Below are 14,810 nucleotides of genomic sequence, written 5' to 3' on the forward strand. Positions count from 1 at the left end.
ACGAGCCGGAGAGAAACGGATCCCGGACCGATCCTACGCCTTTTTTGCTTTCTCGTTTTGCTTCCGTTCGCGGAAGCGCCTTGCCCAGCCGGCGTACGCCTTCTGGTTGCCACGGGCGACCACCAGCGCGTCGGCCTCCACCGCCATCGTCACCACGCTGCCGGCGCCGACGATGGCGCCGTCGCCGATGACGACCGGGGCGACCAGGGCGCTGTTCGAGCCGATGAAGGCTCCGGCACCGATCTCCGTCCGGCTCTTGGAGAAGCCGTCGTAATTGCAGGTGATGGTGCCGGCGCCGATGTTGGCCTTGGCCCCGACCCGCGCGTCGCCGATGTAGGTCAGGTGGTTGGCCTTTGCCCCGGCCTCGATCACCGCGTTCTTCACCTCGACGAAGTTGCCGATGTGGGCGTCCGGGCCGATCTCCGCCCCCGGCCGCAGCCGGGCATAGGGGCCGATGACGGCGCCGCTGTCGATGCGCACGCCTTCCAGATGGCAGTAGGGCTTGATTTCCACCCGGTCGCCGACCGTCACCCCGGCGCCGAAGAAGCAGCCGGGGCCGACCACCACGTCACGGCCGAGCCGGGTGTCGACGCTGAGGAAGGTGCTGTCGGGGTCGATCAGCGTGGCGCCATTGTCCATCGCCACCTTGCGCAGGCGGCGTTGCAGCAGCTTCTCCACCTCCGCCAGTTCAGCACGGGAATTGACGCCGACCACCTCGGCCGGGGCGGCCTCCACCACGGCGCAGGCCATGCCGGCGCGGCGCGCGATCTGGACCACGTCGGTCAGGTAATATTCGGACTTGGCGTTGTCGTTGCCGACGCTGCCGATCAGGTCGACCATGCGCGCACCGTCGAACGCCATCAGGCCGGCGTTGCACAGGGTGACCGCGCGCTCCTCCTCGCTGGCGTCGAGATACTCGACGATCTTCTCCAGCCCGCCGCGGGCGTTCAGGATCAGGCGGCCATAGGCGCCGGGATCGTCGGGGCGCATGCCCAGCACCACCACGGCCGGGTCGGCCGCCTGCCGGCGCGCCTGCACCAGCGCGCGCAGCGTGTCCGGCGTCACCAGCGGCGTGTCGCCGTACAGCACGATGACGTCGCCGGTGAAGCCCTCCAGCAGGCCGAAGGCGGCGCGCACGGCGTCGGCGGTGCCGCGCTGCTCGTGCTGGACCGCGGTGGGGTAGGGGGCGACGGCGGCGGCCACGCTGTCCATGCCAGGGCCGACCACGACGACGACATGGTCGGGATCGAGCGTCTTCACCGCGGCCAGCACATGCCCGACCATCGGCCGGCCGGCAACCCGGTGCAGCACCTTGGGCAGATCGGATTTCATGCGCGTGCCCTTGCCGGCGGCGAGGATCACGCAGGCGAGCGGACGATGGGCCATGGTGATGTTCCTGGTCGAGCCTTGAAGTGGAAGGGAAAGCCGGTCGATGAAGGCGCCGTACTTGAGCCGGTAAACGTTAAGACATCACTGCTGGAGAGGGCGGCGCTTTTTCCGGAGTGGGCGCCGAACCATCCGCATTTCCAAGACTGGTGTGCCACAGCACAGCATGGAAGCCCAAGTCAACTTTTGTTTCAATCTGCAATAAACAAATAGTTTCAACGGGTTAACCGCCCGATTTCCTATGGCTTCCGTCGGTCGTTCTGCGGCTTCGCGATGGCTGCGGTCACCCGTTCCCGCCGGTCTGACCAACCTGATGGAACTCGGGGATCTTTCAGTGACATGTATCCGATGACGGCTGCGATCTCCAGAGCGGGACGGCCGAATTCTTTCGGCAGAGAGGATGATGCCTTTCACAGACCACGGAAATGTTTCCTTTCGGTTCCATATGATCTTTTCTTGGCAGGAGTGGGGCGCCGCCAAATCCTATTCTGTCCTGTGGCTGTTCGGAAGCGGGATTGAACAGTATTGTCACCCAAGTAGCGTTTCGCTTCCCCTGCGTCAACTCGGCCTTTAGGTCCGCGCGGCATGGTACCCACAGCCGGCTATCGGTCTTTTTCTGGGTAGCCTGGATCGCAGAGCCGTCATAGTCATCCTGCCATTTGCTTGGCGAGGTCCGATGACGTCTGGCCGGGGGCGCCATGCAGGGCGCAGCCGGAAACCTGACCGGAGCCGGGGCGCACGGTCAGGCGGGCTGCCTGGGGTCGGTCCTGCACGAAGGGCCGAATATCGCGATGCCCGGTGCAGAGAGTTTTCAGGCTGTGGGGGGGCTGGAAGATCCGTGCTTCTGCCGCAGTGCCTTGAGCAGGGCAGCCCGGAGCGTCTCGGGCGAGCAGGGCATTTCCAGCAGGATTCCGCTGAACCCACCGGCTTTCCAGCGCTGGAGAAGGCTGGAATCTCCGGTGATGCCAATCCACGGCAGGGGATAGCCGATTTCGGCTTCGAAGCGGCTGGCCAGCTGGTCGCCGGTCTCCTGGCCGTTCGTCGGAGGAAGAAGCAACACCGTCGGACGGAGATTGTCCGCCCTGGTGTCTGCAATGATGTCATCCAGGTTGTCGCCGGAAACGACTTGGCATCCCCAGGACTCCAGCAATGCTTCGATGCCAAGGCGCAGAACCGCGTTCTGCTCCAACACAACCACAGTGTTCCCTTTGATCGCCGGCACTGTGCGATGCCCTCCAGCCTTGAGTGGTCCGGAACATTTCCAGAGACGGTAACTCGTGGGCTGGCGCGATATTGCACGCGGTCTCAATTTTGTCATTAACCTGTGATGGCTTCAACCGTCGGTAGGTTCAGGGCGTGCCGCTCACCAACACAGGGGCGATCTGTATACGGATGCCGACGGACACATACACCGATACTATCCCTTTGAACGGAAGGGGTATCCCTCAGGACTCGCGTGCCGGACCCGCAAAGCCCCTAGACTGACAAGGGTCGATCCGGCGCTGCCGGGCGACGGGACGCCGATCCGGGGGAGGACGCGCCATGATGCAGGATGATGCCCTGACGGCCGGCTCGCTGGCTTTCACCGTCCTGCTGCTGACGTTGGCCGCAGCCGGCAGGCACGACAATCAATCAAAAACCTGCCGGGTGCGGGTCGGACGGCGGCGTGCTTCGCCGTTGTCCGGCCCGCGTCACGGCGGCAGCCGATGGGAAGGAAATCCACCATGGCCTCTCGCATGGCTCGGATCGTTCATATGGGCAAACTGGGCGGCTTTGCGGCGTTGCTGGACGGCAGGATGCTCGAGCTGGAAGGCTGTTTCCTCTGGCCGTCGGCCACGGCGCTGAGCGACGCGGCGCGGCGGGCCGGCATCGCGCTGTCCGACCTGATCCTGGACACCCGCTCCACAACGGGACCGGCCGGGCCGGCTGCCACGGTCAGCGCACAGTCTGCGGCGAGGTTCCGGTCCGGCGGTCTGCCGCTGGCGGCGTGACCCCGGTCAGGTGGACCACCACGCTGCCGAAATCGCTGTCCGTCTCCAGCCGGACGGGCAGCGGCGGAGAGCCGGCGGCGACCGGAGCCAGCCACAGATTGACCGGCGGCCGGTCGGCAGGGTTGGTGCGCTGCCAGAAGCGGCCACTCGACGATGACCGGGCATAGCCGGCCACCGGCTTGTAGCTTACCCGGCATTGCTGGGCGACGCCGGAGAAGATCGAGTAGCGCGACGGGTCGACGATCCGCCGCCCCACCTCGCTGAACACCATGTCGTAGCGGCGGCGGCCGTCGAACACCGGCAGCGACCGGTCGCAGCCCTCGCTCGCCCCCACCGCGAACAGCAGGTCGAGCACGGCGGTCAGCGGATCCAGCGTGCCGCGCTGCAGGTCCGGCGGCACCGGCTCGCGGTCGTCCTTGTCCGCCGGCGGCGTGACGCTGGTGGAGACGTCGCCCTGGGGTCCGTAGGTCAGCGTGACGTTGCGCGGTTCGCCGCGCAGCAGGCTGGTCTGGCGGTGGCTGTCCGGCCGCAGATCGTCGCCGCGGACATGACCGTCGCTCTCGGAGTCGGTGCGCCAGCTGAACAGCCGGCCGATGGTGCCGCCGGTTACCGCCGACACGGCGATGCGGTAGCGGTCGCCGGCCACGTCCAGCGTCGCAGTCACATCCAGCGCGGTCACCCCGCCGACGAAGACCCGGTAGGTCGCCTTCACCGGTTCCGCCGATGCTGCGGCCATCGTCAGGGGAAGCAGGGGCAGGGAAAGGCCGGCCGCCATCAGGGCTGTCCGGGCAGGGTGGCGGAGGTGGCGTGGAAGGCGGCGGGGGCTGGGCTGGGGCACGGTCCAAAGCTCCTGCGGTCGTCGCATCGTTTCGGGGGCATCGTTTCGGGTGGGCAATCTTTTTTAAGATGGGGATGAATCTGGCGCTTGACACCCGGTGGGGAAGGCCGTAGAAACCCGCCCACCGCAGCGGCGGGGCCGACGAAAGACGGTCGCGACGCAAAAGAGTTCGGTACAGAGTTTCAAGGTTCGGGCGCGTAGCTCAGCGGGAGAGCATTCGCTTCACACGCGAAGGGTCACAGGTTCAATCCCTGTCGCGCCCACCATTAAAAAGGCTTCGGACGATTGTCCGGAGCCTTTTTTGCTTTCCGCCCCCGGCCGACGGGATTTGCCCGCGCAGGCGCGAAGCGGGAAAGCCAATATCGTAAAATCCTTATGTGAGTGGCGATCCCGCGGTCGATTGACGCAGATCAGCCCCTTTTGCGCTGCAATGGGCTAGACAGGACGCCATCCCTGTCACCCGCTTCGGAAAGCAACTCACATGGACGATACCCGTATCGCTTTGCTGTCTCTCGCCCTGCTGGTCGCCGTCCTGGCCGTCATCATCGGTTCGGTTATCCTGGTGCCGTCCTTCACCGCGCTGCTGGCGACGCTGCTGGCTTGGGCGAATCTGGCCTATCTGGTCGGCATCACCTTCAAGCGTTGATAGCCAGGCGCCGATAGCCAGGCGCCGATCCGAAACCGCGGCGGAGAGGGAGGTCGCCCTCTCCGCCGCGGGTGCCGAACCATGACGGTTCGGCAACAGTCTGTCCTGCGGAAAGCTTTTCTGGACAGGAACGGTCCGTCGGGGTATCCAGCGCCCGTTTCGCTGTGCCAAGGACCGACGCCATGACACCGACCGCCGCCCCGTCGTCTTCCAATCCGATCGGCACCCTGTCCGCCGGCACCCTGCCGATCCTGCGGACGGTCGAGGATCTGCGGTCCCAGGTCGCCGCCTGGCGCCGGGAAGGGCTGACCGTCGCACTGGTGCCGACCATGGGCGCCCTGCATGACGGCCATCTGGGCCTCATCCGGCGCGGTCGCGAGCTGGCCGACCGGGTGGTCGCCAGCGTCTTCGTGAACCCGACCCAGTTCGCCCCGCACGAGGATTTCGACCGCTACCCGCGCGATGAAGGCGGCGATGCCGCCAAGCTGGCCTCGGCCGGCTGCCACGCGCTCTACGCGCCGACCGTGCGCGCCATGTATCCGCAGGGCTTCGCCACCGCCATTTCGGTCGGCGGTCCGGCGGAGGGGCTGTGCGGGACCTTCCGGCCGCAGATGTTCGGCGGCGTGGCGCTGGTGGTGACCAAGCTGTTCCTCCAGGCCCTGCCCGACGTGGCGGTGTTCGGCGAGAAAGACTATCAGCAGCTGATGGTGATCCGCCGCTTCACCCGCGACCTCGACATTCCCGTCCGGGTCGAAGGGCTGCCGACGGTGCGCGAGGCCGACGGGCTCGCCATGTCCTCGCGCAACGCCTATCTCAGCGCCGACGAGCGTGCCCGCGCACCCGAACTGAACCGGGCGCTGACCGCCGCCGCCGCCGCGCTGGCGGCAGGGGCGGAGGTCGACGGCGCGCTGACCGGCATCCGCGGCCGCATTGCCGAGGCCGGCTTCGGCACCATCGATTATGTCGAGCTGCGCGACGCCGAAACGCTGGAGCCGGTGACCGCCGTTGCTCGGCCGGCCCGCCTGCTGGCCGCCGCCTGGATGGGCAAGGCCCGGCTGATCGACAATGTGCCGGTGATCCCCGCCGGCTGACCGGCCGAAGAGTGGGGCCCCGGCATTGGCGGCCTGAACATCGGCAGTTGCCGGCATGATCGGCATTTGACCGGCATTTGTTGTGCGCCTAGCATTCCCGGACGGGCAGGATCCCCGATGGGTTTCGTGGCCCCCGCGATGGGGGCGGAAAGGCCACTTTGCGGCTCGTTCGTCGCAACCGGCAGGGGGAAACGGTTTCCCTGATGCCAATCCTTCTGACCGGCCTGCTGCTGGTGCTGGCGGCGTTGGGGGCCACCGCCGCTTTGGTTGCCACCCGCAACCGTTCCCCAGCTTCCCAGACACAGCTGGGACCCGACAAGAAATACGCGGCGCTGCCGCTGATGACCTTCAGCCTGGGCGGCAACGGTGCCCGGATGGTGGACGTCAAGGTGCTGCTGGAGATCGACCCGTCGGTGGACGGCAAGGTGGCCGACCCCTATGTTCCCCGCATCACCGACCGGCTGTCCGACCGCATGCGCCAGCTCGACCCGCAGCAGCTGACCGGGGCCGACGGGGCGATGCTGATGAAGAGCACGATTGCCGGAGTCCTCGACCGCGAACTGCGCGGCGTGCGGGTGAGAGAAATCCTGCTCGACCGGATGGTGGTCAGATAGCACGCCCCCCAAAAAAGAAGCCCGGCCCCCGCGGACTGTCCGCAGAGGCCGGGCGGCTCTTGCCGTTGCTCGGTTGGCTTTCAGTCGGCCAGCCGGGTGGTCAGGCGCGGGGGCGCGCTGGTGGCCGCCGCGACATAGCGGGCGCGCAGCGGCTTCAGGACGAACAGGGCGAGGAAGGCGGCCAGCGCGTTGACGATGGCGACGCTGTAGAAGACGGTCTGCCAGCTGCCGGTCGCCTCGACCATCAGGTTGCCGACCGGCACCAGCAGGGCGGCGACGCCCTTGGCGGTGTAGAGAAGCCCGGCGTTGGTGGCGGCGAAGCGCGAGCCGAAGGTGTCGCCGCAGCAGGCCGGGAACAGGCTGAAGATCTCGCCCCAGGCGAAGAACACCAGACCGGTCAGGATGACGAAGGCGACCGGGTCGGCGCCGTATGCGCTGAGCGCCATCACGCCCACCGCCTCGATGGTGAATGCGATGAACATGGTGTTCTCGCGCCCGATATGGTCGGACACCCAGCCGAAGAAGGGCCGCGTGATGCCGTTCATCACCCGGTCGATGGAGAGCGCGAAGGTCAGCGCCGGCAGGGTCAGGCCAAGGATGCTGACCGGGGCATCGATCAGCCCCATGTCGGTGGCGATGGGGCCGAGCTGGGCCGTCACCATCAGGCCGCCGCCGGCGACCATGGTGAACATGCCGTACATGATCCAGAAGACCGGCGTCCGCAGCATCTCCTGCGGGGTGTAGTGGCGGCGCTGCGGGGCGGAGCCGTTGCGCGCCTGCCCATAGCCGTGCTTCGGCGGGTCGGCCATGAACCAGGCCAGCACCAGGATGACCATCCCCTGGCCCAGCCCGAAGGTCATGAAGGTGTTCTCGAAACCGGAGGTCTCGATCATGGTGGCGATCGGCACGACGGTGAGGGCGGAGCCGGCGCCGAAACCGGCGGCGGTCAGGCCGGCGGCCAGCCCGCGGCGGTCGGGGAACCATTTCAGCGCATTGCCGACGCAGGTGCCATAGACGCCGCCGGCGCCGATGCCGCCGATCACCGCGGCGAGATAGAGCAGGGTCAGCGAATCCGCCACCGCGTTCAGGGCCCAGGACAGGGCGCACAGCGCGCCGCCCACCAGCACGACGATGCGCGGACCGAACCTGTCGACGAACCAGCCCTCGACCGGCACCAGCCAAGTTTCGGTGACGATGAAGATGGTGAAGGCGACCTGGATCGCCGTGCGACCCCAGCCATGCTTGTCGTCGATCGGCTCGACGAACAGGGTCCAGCCATATTGCAGGTTGGCGATCATCGACATGCAGACGATGCCGATGGCCAGCTGCATCCAGCGCCCGCCCCAGGGTGCGACCTGGGCCGTATTGCCGTGCGTGTCACGCACCATGTCCTTCCTCCCCATTGCACCCGACATGTTCTGTTCGGCGACATGTTTCGTTCGGATTGCCGGACCTCGGGCTCCCGCGTGGCCGCATCGTTTGTTTCATGTCCGGTCCGGAAAAAGGCGACGGGCTGAGGCTCCCTGCCACCAACTTGGGGTTGCTGGCATGCCAAATGCCCCATGCCCGCCTCTACGATCATCAGTTTAACGGATGATGTCAATACGAACCATTTGCCGGACGGACAACGGGCATGTGGATTGTCGATTTGTATCCGCTGGATTTCCGCAGGATGGGAAAATGACCGTCCCGGAACTGGCCGAAAGGGACGGGCCCTGCGATGATGATCGGCCCAACCGAAGGACTCGGTCCCATTTCACGTCCCACGCCATTGCCCGAGCCGCCGCTGCTGGCGATCACCGACCGCAGGCTGGCCGACCGGCCGCTGCCGCAGGTGGCGGAGCGTCTGTTCGTCTGCGGCGTGCGCTGGCTATCCTTGCGGGACAAGGACTTGCCCGATAGGGAAAGGCTGGAGCTGGCTCGCGCATTGATTGCGTGCGCCCGTCCGTGGGGAGCCCGCGTCACCCTGCATGGCGACCCGGCGCTGGCCGCTGCGGCCGGTGCGGACGGGGTGCATCTGCCGGCCGGCGGCGATCCGGCGGCGGCGCGTGCGCTGCTGGGGGCCGGGGCGCTGATCGGGCTGTCGCTCCACGACTCGGATGGTGCGGCGGCGATGGAGCGGGCGGCCGGGCAGGCCGACTATGTGACCGTCTCGCCGGTTTTCCCCTCCGCCAGCAAGCCGGGCTACGGGCCCTGCCTGGGCGAGGCGGGCCTGCGGCGATGGGTGGAACTCGGGGCGCGCTGCGGCATGGCGGTGGTCGGGCTGGGCGGTCTCGACCGGGCGGATGCGGTGGCCGGATGCCGGGCGGCCGGGGCCGCGGGCATTGCGGTGATGGGGCTGGCGATGCGCGATGCGCAGGCGCTCAAGCCTCTGCTGGCGGCGCTGGCGCCGGAGGGAGACGATCTGCCGCGCTGAAGCCGGCCGTGGGCGCAATTCACGCCTGTCCCCCTGGACATCTCAACGGCTTGCATGCATCTGGTATGTAGGATACGAAAACGCCGAAGGTCCCGAACCGGGGGCCCGCCCGGCTGCGCCGCAACGTCCGGCGAGACATGAGGACATCCACTCCATGACCTTTCCCGCTCTCAACGTCCAGCCCCTCGACACCGGAACCACCTTCCGCAGTCAGGTCTATCACGCGCTGAAGCAGGCGATCACGGAGATGGACATCTACGACCATGACCGCGAGATCCGGCTGGACGAGCGGCAGCTCAGCGACAAGCTCGGCGTCAGCCGCACCCCGATCCGCGAGGCGCTGACCCTGCTGGAGCAGGAAGGCTTCATCCGCCTGCAACCGCGCCGTGGCATCTTCGTCGTGCGCAAGACCAAGACCGAGATCGTCGAGATGATCCAGGTCTGGGCCGCGCTGGAAAGCATGGCCGCCCGCATGGCCGCCGAACATGCCCCGGCCGCCGAGATCCACAAGCTGTGGGACCTGTTCGGCAGCTTCGAGCAGCGCAGCCCGAAGGACCATGTCGGCGAATATTCCGACGCCAACATTGCCTTCCACAAGAGCATCATCCAGCTGAGCGGGTCGAAGCTGATTCAGGACGTCACCGACAACCTGTTCATCCACATGCGGGCGATCCGCAAGCTGACCATCGGCCAGGAAGACCGGGCCGAGCGCTCCATCCACGACCACCGCGCCATCATCAAGGCGCTGGAGGACCGCGACGCCAACCTCGCCGAACGGCTGGTGCGCGAGCACACCATGGGTCTGGCCGCACATGTGGAGAAGCACTGCGATTTCCTGGAGTAAGTTTCCGGGAGTGAGGAACAGGCCAGGGCGGTTTACGCCGCCCCGACCGCAGCGTGCTTAGACCGTCACCGCCTCCTTCTGCGCCGTCTCCAGCTTCGGCATATCGTCGCCGTCGATGGTCACCACCCGCAGGGAATTGGTCTTGCCCGGCGTGCCGAAGGGGACGCCGGCGGTGATCACTAGCGACTGGCCGGACTTGCCGATGCCGGTCTCCGCCGCCGCCGTCAGCGCACGGCCGACCATCTCCGAGAAATTCGCCACGTCGTCGGTCAGCACGGCATGGACGCCCCAGGCCAGCGACAGCCGCCGCGCCGTCGCCTCGTTGGCGCTGAGGCCGAGGATCGGCACGCCGGGCCGCTCGCGCGAGGCGCGCAAGGTGGTCGAGCCGGTGGTGGTGTAGGTGACGATGGCCGCGGCGCTGATGGTTTCCGCCACCTGTCGCGCGGCGGCGGTCAGCGCGTCGGGGGCCGTCGCCTCCGGGCTGGGATGGTCGGCATCCATGATGCGGCGGTAGAGCGGGTCGCCCTCCACCCGGCGGACGATGCGTTCCATCATCGCCACCGCCTCCACCGGATAACGGCCGGAGGCGGACTCGGCGCTCAGCATCACCGCATCGGCCCCGTCATAGACGGCGTTGGCGACGTCGGACGCCTCGGCGCGGGTCGGGGTCGGCTCCGACACCATGGATTCCAGCATCTGGGTGGCGACGATCACCGGCTTGCCCATGGCGCGGCTGAGCCGGATCATCTTCTTCTGCAGGCCCGGCACGTCCTCCGGCGGCAGTTCGACGCCGAGGTCGCCGCGCGCCACCATCACCGCGTCGGACAGTTCGATGATGCGGTCGAGCGTCGGCAAGGCTGCCGGCTTCTCGATCTTGGTCATCACATGCGCCCGGTTGCCGATCAGCTCGCGCGCTTCCAGGATGTCCTCCGGCCGCTGGACGAAGCTGAGGCCGATCCAGTCCACCCCGAGGTCGAGTCCGAAGGCGAGGTCGCTGCGGTCCTTCTCCGACAGGGCGCTGAGCGCCAGCGCCGCACCCGGCACATTGACGCCCTTGCGGTCGGACAGGGTGCCGCCGGCCACCACCTCGGTCTCCGCGAAGTCGGGGCCGCAGTCCAGAACGCGCAGCCGGATGCGGCCGTCGTTCAGCAGCAGGTCCAGGCCGGCCTCCAGGCTGGCGAAAACCTCCGGATGGGGCAGGCAGACGCGGCGGCTGTCGCCCGGCCGGCGGTCGAGATCCAGGCGGAAACGATCGCCGATGGCGAGATCCACCGGCCCGAAGCCGAAGGTGCCGACCCGCAGCTTCGGCCCCTGGAGGTCGAGCAGGACGCCGATCGGCCGGCCAACGGTCTTTTCGGCGGCACGGATGCGGGCGAAGCGCTCCGCATGTTCGGCCTGGGTGCCGTGGCTGGCGTTCAGGCGGAAGACATTCACGCCCGCCCGGGCGAGCGCCGTGATCTGGCTTTCCGACGAGCTGGCGGGACCCAGCGTGGCGACGATCTTTGTGCTGCGGTGAAACGGCATGACGACAGCCTTCCTCCGCCCGGCCCTTTGCGAAAAGGGGCGGGACTGGCGAACGATGATGAGTTGAGGTTCGGTGTTGGGCCGATGCTGGAAGTCTTAGGCCGGACGGTCAAACGGCGCCCGATCCTTATTCCGCATCGTGAGAGTGGTTCCACCCGCGACACATGGACAGCCGGCCGACCCGTCGGCGACACTGGGGCATGCCCGAGACCGCGCCGCAAAGCCCCGTTCCAGCCCATCCCGCCGCCACGCTGATCCTGCTGCGGGACGGGCCTGACGGGCTGGAACTGCTGGTGATGGAACGCCATGCCGGCCTGCGTTTCGCCCCCGGCGCCACCGTCTTCCCCGGTGGGCGGATGGAGGCGATGGACCATGATCCGCATTGGCGCCGGTTCTGGCCGGATGGGGACCCGTCGGCCGATCTGGCGCACCGCGTCGCCGCCTTGCGGGAGTGCGCGGAGGAATGCGGCGTTGTGCTGTCCCGCGATCCCCTTGCGCCCGGCGCTCTCGACGAGCTGCGCCGCGCGCTGGCGGCGGGGGAGGGGTTCGCCGAGGCGCTGGAGCGGGCGGGCGCCGTTCCCGCCCTCGACCGCATGGCGCCGCTGGCGCGCTGGGTGACGCCGGAGATGCTGCCGCGCCGCTTCGACACGCTGTTCTATCTGGCCCCGGCCCCGGACGGGCAGCAACCGGTCTGCGATGGCGGCGAGGCGGTCGACACCCTGTGGGCGAGTCCGCGCCGCCTGCTGGCGGAGGCGGGGGCCGGACGGCGGCGGCTGGTCTACGCCACCCGGATGACGCTGCTGCGGCTGGCGGGCTGTGCCGACGTGGCGGCGGCGATGTCACTTGCCCGTCTTGGATTGGAATTTCCACCGCCGATCGTGCCGCAGCTGGTGGAAACCCCGTCCGGTCCGGTGCTCCGCATTCCGGAGGGCTGCGGCTTTTCGCCACTGGAGACACCGGCCGAACATGTTAGGCTTGGGTAAGATTAGGTAAGTCGGGACGGGTTTCCGCGATGTGAAAATTGCGCGATGGTGCTATTGTGCGACGCGGAATGCGCAATCAATCTCCAGACTGACGCACGGCGCCGGATCCCGCTGAGGGTAACGGTAACGGCGGCGGGGGCGGAGGCAGGAGGATCGCGCAATGGATGTCGGGTTCGTCGGAAATGGGGAGATGGCCGATGCGATCATGGACAGGCTGCGGCAGACCGGGCACCGGCTGCACCACGACCGCCATGGCCGCGGCGCGTTCCGTCACCAAGCCGGGATGTGCGACGTCGTGATGATGCTGTTGCCCGATGCCCGCGCGGTCGAGGCCGCCCTGTTCGGCGACGCCCGCTTCGCCAATGACGGCTTTGCCGGCGCCCTGCCGCCGGGCACGCTGGTGATCGACCTGTCCCGCATCCCGCCGTCCGAGGCTGTGGCCAACGCCGCGCGGCTGTCCGGCATGGGGGTCCTGACCGCCGATGCGCCGCTTGCTCCCGGTTTCACCCCCGGCTTCACCATCGATCTGGGCGGCAGCGATGCGGCCTGCGCGCGGGCCGAACCGCTGCTGCGGCTGTTTAGCGATGGCGTCGTCCGTGCCGGCGGAGCCGGTGACGGGCAGCGGGCGCATCTTGCCCGGACTGCGGACAGGAAGAACGACGATCCGGATGGACTGCACCGGCTGCTGCGTCTGATGGCCTTCGACGGGCCGGCCGAACCCATGTTGAGTGCATCATGAACAGCTTGACCGTTCCCGACATCGCCCCGCTCCGCCATCCGGCCGCTCTCCTCCTGGCGGCCGTACCGGACGTGATCGTTCCCTTCGGTGCCGGGCTGGGTGACGGCCGGGCCGATGTCGGGCGTCTGGGCAACAAGGGGGCACGTCTGGTGGAGATGGCGGCGCTGGGCATTCCGGTGCCGCCGGGCTTCGTCATCGCCGCGGAGGCTGGGCGCGGTCTGGGCGCGCAGGATGCGCTGCCGGCCGGCCTGATCGAGCTGATCGACGGCGCCGTCCTGGCGCTGGAGCGGCAGGCCGGGGGGCGTTTCGGCGATGCCGGGCGTCCGTTGCTGCTGTCGGTCCGCTCCGGCGCCGCGGTGTCGATGCCCGGCATGATGGACAGCATCCTCAATCTCGGTCTCAACGACCGCAGCGTCGAAGGGCTGGCGGCGACGTCGGGCGACGCGCGCTTCGCCTATGACTGCTATCGCCGGCTGGTCCAGTCCTTCGGCTGCGTTGTGATGGGCGTGCCCGGCCACCGGTTCGAGGCGCTGCTGGACGAGCACAAGGAGGAGCGGGCGCTCCAGCGCGACGGCGACCTGACGGCGGAGGATTGGCGCAGCCTGCTTCCGTCCCTCCTGCGGCTGGTGGAGACCCGCTGCGACCGGCCCTTCCCCCAGGATCCCGCCGAGCAGCTACGTCTGGCGGTGGCGGCGGTGTTCCGCTCCTGGATGAACCCGCGGGCGGTGGCGTTCCGCGCCCTGCACGACGTTCCGGAGGATCTGGGAACGGCGGTGACGGTGCAGGCGATGGTGTTCGGCAACCGCGGGCCGGATTCGGGCACCGGCGTGCTGTTCACCCGCGACCCCTCGACCGGCGCCCCCGGCCTGTGCGGCGAGTTCCTCGCCGACGCCCAGGGCGAGGACGTGGTGTCCGGCACCTGCGACCCCGACCCGCTGAGCGCCGACCAGCTCAACCCCGACCGCTCCATGGAGCGCCGCCTGCCGGCCGTCTATGCCGAGCTGTGCACCGTGGCGGAGCGGCTGGAGCGTGCCTTCGCCGACATGCAGGACATCGAGTTCACGGTGGAGGGCGGGCGCCTGTTCATCCTGCAATCGCGCAGCGGCAAGCGGTCGTCCGAGGCGGCGGTCCGCATCGCCGTGGACTTGGCGGAGGAGGGGATCATCGCCCGCGACGAGGCGGTGCGCCGCGTCGATCCGCAGGCGCTGGACGAGCTGCTGCGCCCGACCCTGACGGCCGATGCGCTGGCGGCGGCCATCGCCACCGGCCTGCCGGCCTCGCCCGGAGCGGCCACCGGCCGGGCCGCCTTCACCACCGACGACGCGGTGCGGCTGGCGCGCGGCGGGGCGCCGGTGATCCTGTGCCGGCCGGAAACCTCGCCGGAGGACATCCACGGCATGCACGCCGCCATCGGAATCGTCACCGCCCGCGGCGGCTTCACCAGCCACGCCGCCACGGTGGCCCGCGGCATGGGCAGGCCCTGCGTCTGCGGCGCCCGCATGCTCCGCATCGATGTCGAGGAGGGGGTGATGCGGGTCGGCGATGTGACCGTCCGCACCGGCGACCTGCTGACCATCGACGGCAGCAATGGCGCCGTGGTGCTGGGGGCGGCCCCGTTGCAGCGGCCGGCGCCGGACGGTGCGACCGCCCGGCTGCTGGAGTGGGCGCGCGAATGCGGGGTGGGGCTGGCGACGGATTGAGGGGCAGGAGATCGAGAGGGGAGGGAACGTCTTCCCCC

Annotated in this window: 14 protein-coding genes and 1 tRNA gene; 10 read left to right on the top strand and 5 right to left on the bottom strand. The window is 68.5% G+C overall.

Features of this window, described 5'->3' with window-relative positions:
* Positions 1-33: 33 nt before the first annotated feature.
* Positions 34-1,386 carry a bifunctional UDP-N-acetylglucosamine diphosphorylase/glucosamine-1-phosphate N-acetyltransferase GlmU gene (gene glmU, locus ABNQ39_RS22820; protein WP_376960818.1) on the bottom strand — a complete coding sequence of 451 codons (1,353 nt, stop codon included), beginning with the start codon at positions 1,384-1,386 and terminating at the stop codon, positions 34-36.
* A gap of 811 nt (positions 1,387-2,197) precedes the next feature.
* Complete coding sequence (locus ABNQ39_RS22825) at positions 2,198-2,608, bottom strand: hypothetical protein (protein ID WP_376960820.1); 411 nt, start codon at positions 2,606-2,608, stop codon at positions 2,198-2,200.
* 502 nt (positions 2,609-3,110) lie between these two features.
* Here ABNQ39_RS22825 and ABNQ39_RS22830 point away from each other — a divergent pair.
* A complete protein-coding gene (locus ABNQ39_RS22830; RefSeq protein WP_376960822.1) occupies positions 3,111-3,377 on the top strand; it encodes a hypothetical protein in 267 nt (88 codons plus the stop codon).
* On the opposite strand, the gene ABNQ39_RS22835 is transcribed toward ABNQ39_RS22830, so the two are convergent.
* Positions 3,322-4,152 (bottom strand): DUF3108 domain-containing protein, encoded by an 831-nt coding sequence (locus ABNQ39_RS22835; RefSeq protein WP_376960824.1) that lies wholly within the window; start codon positions 4,150-4,152, stop codon positions 3,322-3,324. The genes ABNQ39_RS22830 and ABNQ39_RS22835 overlap by 56 nt on opposite strands.
* Before the next feature lie 254 nt (positions 4,153-4,406).
* On the opposite strand from ABNQ39_RS22835, the gene ABNQ39_RS22840 reads away from it, so the two are divergent.
* The 4 genes from ABNQ39_RS22840 (at position 4,407) to ABNQ39_RS22855 (ending at position 6,566) form a co-directional block, all read left to right on the top strand.
* Positions 4,407-4,481 (top strand) — tRNA-Val (locus tag ABNQ39_RS22840).
* 215 nt (positions 4,482-4,696) lie between these two features.
* Positions 4,697-4,861 carry a sugar tyrosine-protein kinase gene (locus ABNQ39_RS22845; RefSeq protein ID WP_098737443.1) on the top strand — a complete coding sequence of 55 codons (165 nt, stop codon included), beginning with the start codon at positions 4,697-4,699 and terminating at the stop codon, positions 4,859-4,861.
* A gap of 182 nt (positions 4,862-5,043) precedes the next feature.
* Complete coding sequence (gene panC / locus ABNQ39_RS22850; RefSeq protein ID WP_376960826.1) at positions 5,044-5,952, top strand: pantoate--beta-alanine ligase; 909 nt, start codon at positions 5,044-5,046, stop codon at positions 5,950-5,952.
* 203 nt (positions 5,953-6,155) lie between these two features.
* Complete coding sequence (locus ABNQ39_RS22855) at positions 6,156-6,566, top strand: flagellar basal body-associated FliL family protein (protein ID WP_376960828.1); 411 nt, start codon at positions 6,156-6,158, stop codon at positions 6,564-6,566.
* Positions 6,567-6,646: 80 nt separating this feature from the next.
* Here the strand turns inward: ABNQ39_RS22855 and oxlT are convergent, their stop codons facing one another.
* Positions 6,647-7,954 (bottom strand): oxalate/formate MFS antiporter, encoded by a 1,308-nt coding sequence (gene oxlT, locus ABNQ39_RS22860; RefSeq protein ID WP_376960830.1) that lies wholly within the window; start codon positions 7,952-7,954, stop codon positions 6,647-6,649.
* Between the two features lie 332 nt (positions 7,955-8,286).
* Here oxlT and ABNQ39_RS22865 point away from each other — a divergent pair, with 332 nt between their 5' ends.
* Both ABNQ39_RS22865 and ABNQ39_RS22870 read left to right on the top strand, forming a co-directional pair.
* Complete coding sequence (locus tag ABNQ39_RS22865) at positions 8,287-8,982, top strand: thiamine phosphate synthase (protein WP_376960832.1); 696 nt, start codon at positions 8,287-8,289, stop codon at positions 8,980-8,982.
* A 154-nt stretch (positions 8,983-9,136) separates the two neighbouring features.
* Positions 9,137-9,826: a GntR family transcriptional regulator gene (locus ABNQ39_RS22870; protein ID WP_098737452.1), complete on the top strand. Its 690-nt coding sequence runs from the start codon at positions 9,137-9,139 to the stop codon at positions 9,824-9,826.
* Between the two features lie 57 nt (positions 9,827-9,883).
* Here the strand turns inward: ABNQ39_RS22870 and pyk are convergent, their stop codons facing one another.
* Positions 9,884-11,350 carry a pyruvate kinase gene (gene pyk / locus ABNQ39_RS22875; protein WP_376960834.1) on the bottom strand — a complete coding sequence of 489 codons (1,467 nt, stop codon included), beginning with the start codon at positions 11,348-11,350 and terminating at the stop codon, positions 9,884-9,886.
* Between the two features lie 200 nt (positions 11,351-11,550).
* On the opposite strand from pyk, the gene ABNQ39_RS22880 reads away from it, so the two are divergent.
* The 3 genes from ABNQ39_RS22880 (at position 11,551) to ABNQ39_RS22890 (ending at position 14,772) form a co-directional block, all read left to right on the top strand.
* Complete coding sequence (locus ABNQ39_RS22880; RefSeq protein WP_376960836.1) at positions 11,551-12,333, top strand: NUDIX hydrolase; 783 nt, start codon at positions 11,551-11,553, stop codon at positions 12,331-12,333.
* Positions 12,334-12,523: 190 nt separating this feature from the next.
* Positions 12,524-13,072, top strand: coding sequence for an NAD(P)-binding domain-containing protein (locus tag ABNQ39_RS22885; RefSeq protein ID WP_376960838.1), 549 nt, complete (start codon positions 12,524-12,526; stop codon positions 13,070-13,072).
* Positions 13,069-14,772, top strand: coding sequence for a pyruvate, phosphate dikinase (locus ABNQ39_RS22890; protein ID WP_376960840.1), 1,704 nt, complete (start codon positions 13,069-13,071; stop codon positions 14,770-14,772). Before ABNQ39_RS22885 ends, ABNQ39_RS22890 begins: the two co-directional genes overlap by 4 nt.
* The last annotated feature ends 38 nt before the right edge of the window (positions 14,773-14,810 follow it).

The organism is Azospirillum sp. A26, from assembly GCF_042604635.1.
In the GTDB taxonomy this organism is placed as follows: Bacteria; Pseudomonadota; Alphaproteobacteria; order Azospirillales; family Azospirillaceae; genus Azospirillum; species Azospirillum palustre.